Source organism: Priestia megaterium, assembly GCF_023824195.1.
GTDB classification, from domain to species: domain Bacteria; phylum Bacillota; class Bacilli; order Bacillales; family Bacillaceae_H; genus Priestia; species Priestia megaterium_D.
Window position 1 is genome coordinate 3,351,396 of record NZ_CP085442.1, and the last position, 12,310, is coordinate 3,363,705.

Annotated in this window: 15 protein-coding genes and 1 pseudogene; 3 read left to right on the plus strand and 13 right to left on the minus strand. The window is 39.6% G+C overall.

The annotated features are described in order from the left end of the window. Positions 1–25: 25 nt before the first annotated feature. The 10 genes and pseudogenes from LIS78_RS17250 to LIS78_RS17295 all read right to left on the minus strand — a co-directional run bounded on the left by LIS78_RS17250 (position 26) and on the right by LIS78_RS17295 (position 6,114). The gene (locus LIS78_RS17250) at positions 26–1,153 is read right to left on the minus strand and encodes an MBL fold metallo-hydrolase (RefSeq protein WP_252284064.1); all 1,128 of its coding nucleotides are present in this window, start codon (positions 1,151–1,153) and stop codon (positions 26–28) included. A gap of 62 nt (positions 1,154–1,215) precedes the next feature. Further along, positions 1,216–1,767 (minus strand): sulfurtransferase TusA family protein, encoded by a 552-nt coding sequence (locus LIS78_RS17255; RefSeq protein ID WP_252284065.1) that lies wholly within the window; start codon positions 1,765–1,767, stop codon positions 1,216–1,218. Positions 1,768–1,822: 55 nt separating this feature from the next. Then, a pseudogene (locus tag LIS78_RS17260) lies at positions 1,823–1,975 on the minus strand (rhodanese-like domain-containing protein); the annotation flags it as partial. After that, on the minus strand, positions 1,960–2,442 hold the full coding sequence (locus LIS78_RS17265) for a DsrE/DsrF/DrsH-like family protein (RefSeq protein WP_195782549.1): 483 nt from the start codon (positions 2,440–2,442) through the stop codon (positions 1,960–1,962). The pseudogene LIS78_RS17260 and the gene LIS78_RS17265, both read right to left, overlap by 16 nt. Positions 2,443–2,487: 45 nt before the next feature. Then, positions 2,488–2,715 carry a sulfurtransferase TusA family protein gene (locus LIS78_RS17270; protein ID WP_195782548.1) on the minus strand — a complete coding sequence of 76 codons (228 nt, stop codon included), beginning with the start codon at positions 2,713–2,715 and terminating at the stop codon, positions 2,488–2,490. A 91-nt stretch (positions 2,716–2,806) separates the two neighbouring features. Then, positions 2,807–3,067: a metal-sensitive transcriptional regulator gene (locus tag LIS78_RS17275; RefSeq protein WP_209150194.1), complete on the minus strand. Its 261-nt coding sequence runs from the start codon at positions 3,065–3,067 to the stop codon at positions 2,807–2,809. Continuing rightward, positions 3,057–3,401 carry a hypothetical protein gene (locus LIS78_RS17280; protein ID WP_013058043.1) on the minus strand — a complete coding sequence of 115 codons (345 nt, stop codon included), beginning with the start codon at positions 3,399–3,401 and terminating at the stop codon, positions 3,057–3,059. Before LIS78_RS17280 ends, LIS78_RS17275 begins: the two co-directional genes overlap by 11 nt. A 365-nt stretch (positions 3,402–3,766) precedes the next feature. Next, positions 3,767–4,084, minus strand: a complete 318-nt coding sequence (locus LIS78_RS17285; RefSeq protein ID WP_195782546.1) for a hypothetical protein — start codon at positions 4,082–4,084, stop codon at positions 3,767–3,769. A gap of 247 nt (positions 4,085–4,331) precedes the next feature. Then, on the minus strand, positions 4,332–5,111 hold the full coding sequence (gene fabI, locus LIS78_RS17290; RefSeq protein ID WP_252284067.1) for an enoyl-ACP reductase FabI: 780 nt from the start codon (positions 5,109–5,111) through the stop codon (positions 4,332–4,334). A 130-nt stretch (positions 5,112–5,241) separates the two neighbouring features. Then, positions 5,242–6,114, minus strand: a complete 873-nt coding sequence (locus tag LIS78_RS17295; RefSeq protein ID WP_252284068.1) for a LysR family transcriptional regulator — start codon at positions 6,112–6,114, stop codon at positions 5,242–5,244. Between the two features lie 113 nt (positions 6,115–6,227). Between LIS78_RS17295 and LIS78_RS17300 the strand changes: the two genes are divergently transcribed. Continuing rightward, positions 6,228–7,121 (plus strand): DMT family transporter, encoded by an 894-nt coding sequence (locus LIS78_RS17300; protein ID WP_252284069.1) that lies wholly within the window; start codon positions 6,228–6,230, stop codon positions 7,119–7,121. Between the two features lie 75 nt (positions 7,122–7,196). Here the strand turns inward: LIS78_RS17300 and LIS78_RS17305 are convergent, their stop codons facing one another. From LIS78_RS17305 to LIS78_RS17315, 3 genes are all read right to left on the minus strand, one after another. Next, positions 7,197–7,688, minus strand: coding sequence for a GNAT family N-acetyltransferase (locus LIS78_RS17305; protein ID WP_252284070.1), 492 nt, complete (start codon positions 7,686–7,688; stop codon positions 7,197–7,199). Between the two features lie 23 nt (positions 7,689–7,711). Then, a complete protein-coding gene (locus LIS78_RS17310) occupies positions 7,712–7,894 on the minus strand; it encodes a hypothetical protein (protein ID WP_245210720.1) in 183 nt (60 codons plus the stop codon). 169 nt (positions 7,895–8,063) lie between these two features. Beyond that, on the minus strand, positions 8,064–8,774 hold the full coding sequence (locus tag LIS78_RS17315; RefSeq protein ID WP_209150204.1) for a GntR family transcriptional regulator: 711 nt from the start codon (positions 8,772–8,774) through the stop codon (positions 8,064–8,066). A gap of 168 nt (positions 8,775–8,942) precedes the next feature. Here LIS78_RS17315 and LIS78_RS17320 point away from each other — a divergent pair, with 168 nt between their 5' ends. Beyond that, positions 8,943–10,826 (plus strand): beta-glucoside-specific PTS transporter subunit IIABC, encoded by a 1,884-nt coding sequence (locus tag LIS78_RS17320; protein ID WP_252284071.1) that lies wholly within the window; start codon positions 8,943–8,945, stop codon positions 10,824–10,826. Positions 10,827–10,839: 13 nt separating this feature from the next. Next, complete coding sequence (bglA, locus tag LIS78_RS17325; RefSeq protein ID WP_209150206.1) at positions 10,840–12,279, plus strand: 6-phospho-beta-glucosidase BglA; 1,440 nt, start codon at positions 10,840–10,842, stop codon at positions 12,277–12,279. Positions 12,280–12,310: the final 31 nt, after the last annotated feature.

The following is a 12,310-nucleotide window of genomic DNA, read 5'->3' on the forward strand; positions in this document are numbered from 1 at the left end:
CCTTTGTTTAAGTTGAATTTTTTACTTAGCGAATCGCACAGCCGTTTGGTCCAATTTCCATTTCACGCTGTTTTTCTTCATCTGGGCTTACTTTTCCCATATTAGTTTCACGAATTTCTTGATACGCATTTGGCTGCGGCGGTAAATTATCTGTTACTAAGTGTCTGAACTCTGCTTCGTCTTCAATATTTAATCCATGATTTTCAGCAAACAAAGTACCTAACTTTTCAGCCACGCTGCCGTTGTCATTTAGCTCATCAATAATCATAAAATGAGCTGGCAATACGATTAGCTCATCTGATAATGCTTTATAGCGTTTATAAAGTGTCTCCCACAGATCGCCTACCCAGTCTTCAGCCATACCAGCTAAATCAGGACGTCCAATTGAATCGATGAACAAAATATCACCTGAAAGCAAGTATTGATCGTCTACGATAAAAGAAGTTGATCCAATCGTATGACCCGGTGAATAAAGAGGTTGAATCGTAATCGTTGTGTTACCAATCACGACATCGCTGCCTTCTTCTAGCGGCTTGTAGTCAAAAATCACTTCTTCTGCATCTTTTGGAGGCAGCCAGTACGCCGCATTAGTTTGTTCAGCAATGACTCTTCCTCCTGAAATGTGATCTGCATGAAGGTGAGTATCAAACACATGCTTAATTGTGACACCAAGTTCTTTGGCAAAGTTGATATACACATCCGCCATACGTGTCGCATCAATAATAGCAGCTTCACCGTTCGATACGATCATATAAGATAAGCATCCTTTGCCGATACGAACAAACTGATAAATTTCTCCGCCGTCTTTCAAATCGCCGACTTTAACAGGCTCTAAATATTCACTCCATGCTTTCATACCTCCCTTAAGGTACGATACTGTAAGGCCAGCTTCTGAAAGCATTTCAGCTACCATCACCGATGAACCTTCTTTGGCACAAACAACTACTACTTCTTTATCAGAAGGGATTTTTTCTAAGATTTCTTCTACTCCGTCTAAAAGATCGAAGTATGGAACGTTTAAATGATCGAAGTAATGACCTTCAATTTTCCAATCGCTAAAATCACTTTCGTTACGCACGTCCAAGATAAATAACGGTTCTTTATTAATAATTTTAGATGTAACTTCTTTTGCAGTAAGTGCATGCACTGTCATATTAAAATACCTCCTTAGGTATATAAAATATCAAAATTTTTTAATTCACTATGATTCATTGGTTATTCTACTTTACCGGTCCAGTCACGCATACCAGGAACCACGTTAATTAAGTTTTTAAATCCTTGCTTTTTCATCGTTTGCCCTGCCATTTCACTTCGTCTTCCAGAGTGGCAAATAATATAAATTTCATTCTCTTTATTTAATTCAATCGAACGTTTTTCTACTTCACCAAGCGGAATATGAACAACGCCTGGAATATGAGCTTCATCATATTCTTCTACTTCACGAACGTCTAAAATATGAAGGTGTTCATCACTTTCTACTTTTTTCGCAAATTCTTCTAATGAAATTTCAGGAATTGGCGTTACGTTTTCTTCGGCGCCGCCTTTACGAAGAAAGTGATGGAGAACGTCACCTTCTGTCTCTGTACCTAAATACTCATGACCTGTGCTTTTTGCCCACGCTTGTAAGTCCGCCGTAGAGCCTTTATCCGTTGCTTGAATTTCTAGCACTTGACCTGCTTCTAATTCATTCATTTTCTTCTTTGTTCTTACGATTGGCATTGGACACGCTAGTCCTTTTGCATCTAATGCGAAGTTTGCTTGCATCATTTCTTTTTCCTCCTTGGTTTAAATACTAGTAAGGGTATATTTTTCTCTAAAAAAATTAGACCGTTTCCCCTTTCCGCTCCATCATTCCGCCGGTCATATTCGTTACACTGTAGCCTTGCTGCTCAAGAAAACGAGCTGCCATTCCGCTTCTGCCTCCAGAACGACAGACGACAATGTAGTTCTTTGATTTGTCTAAATGAATAAGTTTACGTTTCCGTCTTCTGCATCGGCTAAATACGCCGCTACGCCCGCATATTCAATATTATCTAGCAGCTCTTTTTCCTGTAATCCTAGAAGATCCATCGTCATCGTACAAGCTACTAGCTTCACATCTTGTTCTTGCGCCATTTCAATAAGCTGCGGCAAGGTTAGAGCATTATGCTTTTTCATTACGTTTTTAATCATTTTAGGTCCCATACCTGCAAAGTTCATTTTAGATAAGCCCATTTTATCCGCACCGCGCGGCATCATTTTGCCGAATATCTTTTCTAAAAATCCTTTTTTCACCGGCACCATTTCTTCTTTACGAAGCGCATTCAATCCCCAAAACGTATGGAATATCGTCACTTCATGGTCATAAGCAGCCGCTCCGTTGGCAATAATATAAGCTGCCATCACTTTGTCATAATCACCGCTAAATAATACAATTGTTGTTCGTTTCTTTTGTTCAGTCATGTTGTCCCTCCTATTACCCTATGGGGTATATTTAATTCTAAAAAATTAGCCTTTTTGAATGTAAAAGATAAATGTGCTGCCTTCTTCTTTAAAATCAATAAGCTCGTGTCCTGTTGATTTTGCCCACGCTGTTAAATCACTTTTAGCACCTTTATCTGTCGTTTGCACTTCTAATAGTTGACCTGTTGTTAAAGTATCCATTGCTTTTTTTGTTTTTACGATTGGCATTGGACATGCTAATCCTTTTGCATCTAATACATGATCACTTTTCATAGTGTTTATCTCTCCTTTTTATATACATATACCTGTAAGGGTATATTATACTAAATAATTATATTCGTCAACTTTAATAAAGTGATGACAATTAGCGGCTTTTTACTAATAACTGTACAGCTTCTTGCACTAGCCCTGCCGTTGGCTCTCCTTGCTGAAGGCTCTCTCTGACGCACTGTTCAAGATTGCTGCTCACAATGACTCCCATTGTGCGATCAATAGCACTTCTTGCAGCGGATAATTGAGTCACGACGTCTCGGCAGTCTTTTCCTTGCTCCATCATGCTGAGCACACCTTTTAGCTGCCCTTCAATTCGGCGCAGGCGATTTTTCACTTGTTGGTTATACTCCATAATCGAATACCCCTTTCTTTCCTTTACTTTTACACTTACACGCTGCTAACTCATAGCTGCGCACTTGAAAACCTCTTTTTCGTAAGAACCTTACGCCTACATTTAATTCCACTCTATCTCCGGCAATTAGATGAACGCTGCCCTGTGGAATTTCTGAATAAAAGCGTTTGAGGTAAGCATACGGAATAACTAACCCCTTAGAATCATGAACTTCATGGTAATGGCGAATATCTACAACCGTTCGCCCAAGTTCTTTCCCTTCAGATTCACGCATGCACTGTATCCCTTTAACAGGATAATAACGTCTGTATGCAATAAATAAAATAGCAAGCAACAACACTGCTATATAGCAGCATAACAATCACCGCCTTGCTATCGATTTGATGTTGTTTACAAGACTTATATTATACCCCTATAGGTATATTGTCAAGCGAGAAAATTATATTTAATTTTGCTTATTTACATGGATGCTTTACTACGAACTAACCCACTTTATACAGCTTAGAAATCATGAATGTTTTCTTTAACCTGCTTTATTTGTGTACCCCCTCCCCTATAGAACAAACATACTTTTCCATTTTCATGCACCACGCGGGCTCGTATATAGCACTAAAAAATAAGCTGACTACGCCATTCACCATCTGCGCACAAAAAGTCCAGTTCCTAAGGAGAACTGGACCTTTTATGTTAAAAAGCTGATTAGCTTTGATGATAAATATTATGCCATTGATTCCATGAACTGTGTGGATGCTGCTGGTGCCATTGATTCCAAGGCACATATGGATTTTGCTGGTGCCACTGATGCCACGTGCCGTGCGGATACTGATGATGCCACTGATGCCAAGGTGTGTATGGATGTTGTTGATGCCATTGATTCCATGTGCCGTGCGGATACTGTTTGTGCCACTGCTCCCAAGGTACGTGGGGATGTTGCTGATGCCATTGATTCCACGTGCCGTGCGGATGCTGATGATGCCATTGTTCCCATGGAACATAATGCTGCTGTCCTTGATGCATGTTTCTTCAACTCCTTTTCCTTTGCCACATCATATGTTCATTCTTTGATTTAGAGCTTATCTTTTCTTAAATATGGGCGTTTTGATTTCTTATGTATTCATATTGACAGTTATAAAAAAAGTACGCTTTACAGCTATATAGTTCAATTGTGAATAAAAAGAACTGATCATTTTAATAGAGTAAAAGGCATTAAATTTCTGAACTTGGCACAAAAAAACACCTTCTCATTTAAGAAGGTGTCTAGGAATTAACCTACAATATTGTAACCAGCGTCTACGTGTACGATTTCTCCCGTTACGCCGCGTGAAAGGTGGCTCAGTAATACAACCGTCATGTCGCCAACTTCTGCTTGTGTTACGTTACGCTTAAGAGGTGCTTTTTCTTCAACTTTGTGAAGAATTTGGTTAAAGTCAGAAATGCCTTTCGCTGCAAGCGTACGAATTGGGCCTGCTGAAATCGCATTTACGCGGATATTGTCTTTCCCTAAGTCTAATGCTAAGTATTTTACTGAAGACTCAAGTGCTGCTTTCGCTACGCCCATTACGTTATAGCCTTCAACTGCGCGCTCTGCACCAAGATAGCTCATCGCTACAAGAGAACCGCCTTCTGTCATAAGAGGTTTTACTGCTTTCGCTACCGCGATAAATGAATAAGCGCTTGTATCTTGAGCAAATGCATATCCACTTCTTGATGTATTAATGAACTCACCGTTTAAATCTTCTGAATGAGCAAACGCAACAGAGTGAATCAATCCGTGAATTGTACCTGCTTCTTCTCCGATTTTTTTGAAAGCTGCTTCAATGCTTTCGTCGCTGTTTACGTCACATTCAGCAATTAATGTCGCTTGAATTTCATTTTTTTCTAGCAGCTTGTTTAATTTTCCTAGTGAACGTTCTTTACGGTATGTAAAAATTAAGTTTGCTCCTACTTGATGAAGGGCTTTTGCAACACCCCAAGCAATACTTCTGTCGTTTGCAACTCCCATAATAACAATGTTCTTGTTCTTTAATTGTAATAAATCTTCCATATTATCCTCCAAAAAAAATTAGTCATCATCGATGACTAATAGGTAATTGTATAGTTTTATTATAGCACAAAGATGCTCTTAGTTCCTAAAGGTCTTATGAATTATCCATTTTTGGTCTATAAATGATCTCTTACTTGTCCGAATTCTGCAGCCATGCTTGTGTTGCTTCAGCAAATTTTTTAGCTGCAGGTGAGAGATGATAACGAGTAGCTAGACCAATTGAACGGTAGCTGTCCACTTGAAACGGAATCGCACGCAGCTCTTGCGGGATGGAATCTAAAAGCATTTCAGGTAAAATACTAATGCCTAAGTGATGCGTAATCATAGATAAAATAGCACTTTCATCCATTAATTCAAAGCGAATTTCAGGCTGAACGCCCTGTTCTTCAAACAGTTGCTTAATATCATGATATCCTCCGTACGTCGGCATAATAAACGGCTCTTTCTCTAAATCTTCAAAAGAAACGTTTTTTTGATGGTATAGAGCACTTTGATTTGATACGACGCACAGCAGCCGGTCTTTTTTCAAAGAAATAATGTGAAATTGATTTGAATGCGTGATGTTAATAAAGCCGCAGTCGATTTCTCCGCTTAGCAGCCACTGTTCAATTTCAAGATAATCGCCTTCTTTGAGCTGAATTTGAATTGCCGGATAGTTTTTTTCCATAAGCTGAATAATTTCAGGAAGCCACTTGGTCGATACGCTTTTAAAAATGCCGATTTTAATCGTTCCTTTTGCAAGACCTAACAGACTGGCTGCTTCTTGATGAACTTTTTCATTTTCTTGGAGCACCTTGCGAATAGCAAGAAGCATCGTTTCGCCTTCTGTTGTTAAGGTAATACCCGATCTGTTTCGATTTACAAGCGGGAAGCCAAATTCCGATTCAAGGTTTGTAATGGCATGACTGACCGCTGACTGCGTGAGCGCCAGCGCATCTGCCGCTTTTGTAAAGCTTTTCACTTCCGCTACTTTATTTAATATTTCATATTTTACTAAGCTCATTTTATCCCGCCTAACATGAATTTAATTCATGTTCATCATTATAAAGATTCATTTTATTAATATCAATTTCCTTTGTATACTGTGAGTACATCATAAACAATGGAGGGTTGAACGTGAGTTACCGCACACGAGCAAATATGATGATGGTTGGTGTGAATGTATTTTGGGGCATGTCGTACGTGTTTATGAAAATGGGGCTGAGTTCGCTCGGGTCATTTACTATTATTGCGCTTAGATGTTTGATTGCTTTTTTTATTGCCGGACTCTTTTTTTATAAGCCTTTACGACAAATCACGCGCAAAACAATTGGGTCATCAGCTATTTTAGGCTTTTTACTGTTTTCCGTTTTTTCATTTGTCACGTTTGGCGTCAGCATGACGTCTGCTTCAAATGCCGGATTTCTTGTCAGTTTAACGGTCATTTTTGTTCCATTGCTCAATTGCTTGTTAGTAAAGAAGCTTCCTTCTTGGCCGATTGGACTTGGCGTTATCACTACCCTAACCGGTATAGGTGTTTTAACTTTAAAGCACTCCTTTCATATGAATGCTGGTGATTTACTTTGCATTGGAACGGCGCTATGTTATGCCATTCATATCACGCTGACCGGCACGTTTACGAAAAACGAAAACCCAATTGCTCTCGGCATTTTACAGCTAGGGTTTGCTGGATTATTTGCACTGATTTGCAGCTTTTTATTTGAACACCCTAGCATCCCAACTACTTTATCATCATGGATTGCAATATTAGGTCTTGGCGTTCTTTGCAGCGCGATTGGATTCATTTGTCAAGCTATTGCGCAGCGCTATACAACTCCTACTCACACAGGACTTATTTTTGCAACAGAGCCTATTTTTGCTGCGCTGTTTGCCGTTCTCTTTTTGCATGAGCTGTTTACGCTTAAAGAACTGATTGGTTCTGTTATTGTGGTTGCCGGGATTTTAATTGCTCAATTAGACGATTTACTATTTAAAAAAAGAGTTCACTATCAAGAGACATTGCCAAAGTAAAAGCCGCTAGATAAGAATCTAGCGGCTTTTATTTCTAAATTAAACGTCCTTCTTCCTAACCATAACCGGTTAGGCTTATACCTTATATGTATAAAACTTTTTATCTACGTCCATCACCGGGAAATTCGCAGGCAGATTTTCTTTCTCTATAGCTTGAAATCCATTTTTCTCATAAAATCGATGTGCAGCCCTATATTGTAACGTCGTTCCTAAGTATATTCTTTCCACTTCTCTCTCTTTTGCCCACGCGATGGCTGTATGCAATAACCGGTGAGCTGTTTTGAAGGTCGCTCCTCTATAAGACTTTGCTACAAACATTTTCCGTAGCGCTACTTGGCGGCTGCCAATGTCTATTAAAGCTACGCTTCCTACTACTTTTTCGTTGCAAACAGCAACCCAGAAGTTTCCGTTTCCCTGTTGATAAAAGCTTTCGATTTCAAACAAATCAGGCTGATCTTTTTCCGTTATTGGAATTTGGTATTCTTGCTGCTGAATATGAAGAATTAAATCCACTACTTCTTGTTGATACTTGCTAGCATATGGCTGAATAATGATACTTTCACTCAAAACCTCTACCGCCTCTAATCAGTTTACTCCATCTTATTTTTGGCTGTTTTTAATACTGCACAGCCTATGTTAATTATAAAACCAATCACAACACCTGCAAGAATCGATATCACACCTACAGCGATAAAATCGCCTTTAGTCGGCTGAAATACATTCATAGAAAGCAAACCAAACATAAAAAGCATTGGAATAAGATAACTCAGCATCTTTTTCAACTTAGCACCTCATTTCCTTATCTCTATAAACCCTGTAACCATTTTATCGTATATTAATTTCCTATTTATTACAATCTTTATCTTGTTTCATATTTTTATCAAAGAAATGAAAAAAAGTGCCTGCCTCTCGTTCCTTACTAATTGAGAGACGGGCACTTTTTTATAAAACATGACTCGTTGCTTGTAAAAAGAACTGAGACTGTTCGTAGTTATACGTCACTTTTGAAAAGTCAAACGGCTGTCCGTTGGCTAAGTGAAAAAGTGTTTCAATAAATAATTTAGGATCGCCTTCTTTTAACCCCAAGTACTTTGCTTCTTCTTCGTTCAGCTTACCGACGTGAAGATATAGATCAGAAAACCCGATTTTTAGGCCAAGTCCTTCTTTAATGTAATGAAAAATAGACTGAGAAACAATTTCGTTATTTAAGTATGTAACGATGGATTTATTATAAAACGATTCTTCTAGACAAAGCGTCTGGCCGTTAATATAACGGACTCTCTTCACATAATACGCGTCGCTATCTTCTGCTATGTTTAAATTTAACGCGGCTTCTTGCGTCGGCTTTCGTACATCTAGCTCAATTACTTCCGACGTTAACTGAAAATCTTCAAGTTCACTTGTAAATCCTTGATTGGAAAGCAAGCCAATATATCCTTTTCGTTTATGGCGGCGGACAAAAATGCCGCTTCCTCTTACTTGAAAAACAACGCCTTTTTTCTCCAGCAGATCTAGAGCTTTTGTTACTGTACTTTTACTCGCCTTAAACTGCGCCATCAGCGTTTCTAATACCGGCAGCTTGTCTCCTTGCTGAAGCTTGTGTTCTTCAATATAGGTTTCAATTTCAATTGCAATTTGTTGGTATTTAATCATAGCTATACCTCTTTACTGAATTTGTGTCAAGAATAACACGATTATACCATAATCTAACTCCATACCATAAACTTAAATTATTTATTGATTATTATTTTATTTAGGTATTGATAAATTGTATCGATACAATTATACTGAAAGCGTATACTCAACAAGGGGGTTAAACGTATGGGAGGTAAAATTAGAAATTATCACAAGCTTGCAGCAGACATTTTAGATGCAGTAGGCGGCGAAGAAAATATCGTAAGCGCTACACGCTGTGCCACGAGGCTGCGAATTGTGTTAAAGCGCTCGAAGCCAGAAGCCAAACGCAAGGTGTCTTCTATGCCTGGTGTCATTACGGTTGTTGAAAACAGCGGACAGTTTCAAGTTGTTATTGGACAGCACGTAGGAGACGTTTATGAAGAGTTTGCTAGTTTAGTAAACTTGGATACCACAGAGGAGCAAACTGAAAACAAAGGGACAATCTTAAACCGTATGATTGCCACGATGTCCGCTGTGTTTGCGCCGTTTGTATACATCTTAGCAGCAGCAGGAATTTTACAGGGCTCGCTAATTTTAATTAACTTAATTTCTAGCAGCTTTGCAAAAACAGGCACGTATCAAGTATTGAGCTTCATTTCGTGGGCACCGTTTGTTTTTTTACCTATATTTATTGCCATCACAGCATCCAAGCATTTTAAAACCAACACCTACATCGCAGTGGCGTGCTGTGCGGCATTAGTCAGTCCAACATGGGCAGAAATGGCGGCTAAAATTGCCGACGGAAGCAGCATTACGTTTTTAGGTCTTTCCCTATCCGAAACGGTCTATACTTCTTCTGTTTTACCGCCTTTATTCTTAGTATGGATTTTGTCTTATCTTGAAAGGTTCCTAAACAAGAGCATTCATGAAGTGGTTAGACCGCTGTTTGTCCCATTTTTATGTATGGTAATTATGGTTCCTGTAACGATTTTACTGATTGGTCCTGTTACAACAATGGGAGCTAATGGAATTGCTCACGGCTATAACTTTTTAGCAGAAAACGTCCCTGCCTTAGCAGGAGCCATCATTGGCGGCTTCTGGCAAATTGTTGTTATTTTTGGAGTACATTGGGGAATTACGCCGATGGTACTTGCAAACTTTGATTTAAACGGCAGAGATTCATTTCAAGCGTATCAAACAATTGCCGTGGTAGCTCAAGTTGGAGCGGTGCTTGGAGTTATTTTAAAAGCAAAAAGCCAGGAAGCACGCAAAGTGAGCGTGTCCGCTGGGATCACAGGGTTATTTGGTATTACCGAACCAGCTATTTACGGCGTAAACTTACGTTTTAAAAAGCCGTTTATCTTTGGCTGCGTTTCTGGTGCTATTGGTGCCGTTGTAGCAAGTTTCTTTCACCCTTACTACTTTGCTTACGCGGGGTTGCCTGGACCGCTGACTGTTGTAAACGGTATCAGCCAAGACTATCCCATGTCGATCTGGGGCATTTTAATTGGATGTGCCATTGCGATTATTCTTCCAGTTGTGCTTATTCAACTGTTCGGCTACGGAGAAGATGCAGCAAAAGACGCAGCTACTGCTCCTTTAAAAGAAGTAGCTATCAGTAACCCAAAGGAAAATGAAGAAACGATCAGCGCGCCATTTAGCGGGAAAGTCATTCCTCTTTCCAGCGTACCAGACGAAGTATTCAGCTCAGGTGCTATGGGACAAGGGTTAGCCATTGATCCTTCAGATAATAAGCTTTATGCACCTTTTGACGGAACGGTAGTCATGGTAGCACCAACCAAGCACGCCATCGGTCTTCGTTCAGAATACGGTGTTGAGCTGCTTGTTCATATTGGATTAGATACCGTTACGTTAGACGGCACGCCGTTTACGCTGCATGTAGAAGACGGTACAAAGTTTAAAAAAGGCGATTTACTTATTGAATTTGATAAAGAATTTATTGAAACAAAAGGATTAAAAACAATCACGCCGGTTATTATCACAAACTCAAGCGCTTATCGAGAAATAATCGTTGAAGATATTGAAAATAGCGGGCTGAATCAAACATTATTTACCGTAGTGAAATAAGGAGGAACTAACAATGACAAAGATGCCAAAGAATTTTTTATGGGGCGGCGCATTAGCAGCTCATCAATTTGAAGGTGGATGGAACCAAGGCGGAAAAGGACCGAGTGTAGTAGACGTTATGACTGCTGGTGCGCACGGTGTAGCGCGACAAATCACTGAAACAGTGGAAGACGATAAATTTTATCCGAATCACGAAGCGATTGATTTTTATCACCGCTATAAAGAAGATATCGCACTGTTTGCAGAAATGGGCTTAAAATGTTTGCGAACGTCTATTGGCTGGAGCCGTATTTTCCCTAAAGGCGATGAAGCTGAGCCAAACGAAGAAGGACTAAAATTCTACGACGATGTATTTGATGAACTGTTAAAGCATGGAATTGAGCCGGTTATTACGCTTTCTCACTTTGAAATGCCCCTGCATTTAGCTCGAGAATACGGCGGATTTAGAAGCCGAAAAACAGTGGATTGCTTTGTGAAGTTCGCTGAAGTTTGTTTTAACCGCTATAAAGACAAAGTGACTTACTGGATGACGTTTAATGAAATTAACAACAAAATGGACGTGAACAACCCTCTTTTTCTATGGACGAACTCAGGTGTCTCTGTAAAACCGGGTGAAAATGCAAAAGAAGTGATGTATCAAGCGGGACATCATGAACTGCTCGCAAGCGCTCTTGCCGTATCAAAAGGAAAAGAAATTAATCCAAATTTCCAAATCGGTGCGATGGTGTCACATGTGCCAATCTATCCGTATTCTTCAAACCCTGAAGATGTGATGTTAGCAGAAGAAACAATGAGACAGCGCTACTTCTTCCCTGACGTTCAAGTTCGCGGCTATTACCCAAGCTATGCGTTAAAAGAATTCGAACGAGAAGGCTATCATATTCCGTTTGAAGAAGGCGACGAAGAAATTTTACGAAACGGAAAAGTCGATTATTTAGGCTTCAGCTATTACATGTCAACAACGGTTAAAAGCGACGTTGAAGCTGATAACACGGGTGATATCGTAAACGGCGGATTGCCAAACGGCGTAGCAAACCCTTATATCAAATCAAGCGATTGGGGCTGGTCTATTGATCCAACGGGCTTGCGCTATACGTTAAACCGCTTCTACGACCGCTATCAAATTCCGCTGTTCATCGTAGAAAACGGATTCGGTGCCATTGATACGATTGAAGAAGACGGATCCATTCATGACGCATCGCGAATTGAATATTTAAAATCACACATCGAAGCGTTAGAAAAAGCCGTGACGTACGATGGTGTTGATTTAATGGGCTATACTCCGTGGGGAATTATTGATATTGTTTCCTTTACAACAGGCGAAATGAAAAAACGATACGGCATGATTTATGTGGATCGTGACAACGAAGGAAACGGATCGATGAAGCGCTACAAAAAAGATTCCTTTAACTGGTATAAACATGTAATTGAAACAAACGGCAAAGAACTATAAGAAATGAAAAAATCCGGGGTTCTGTGTGAAG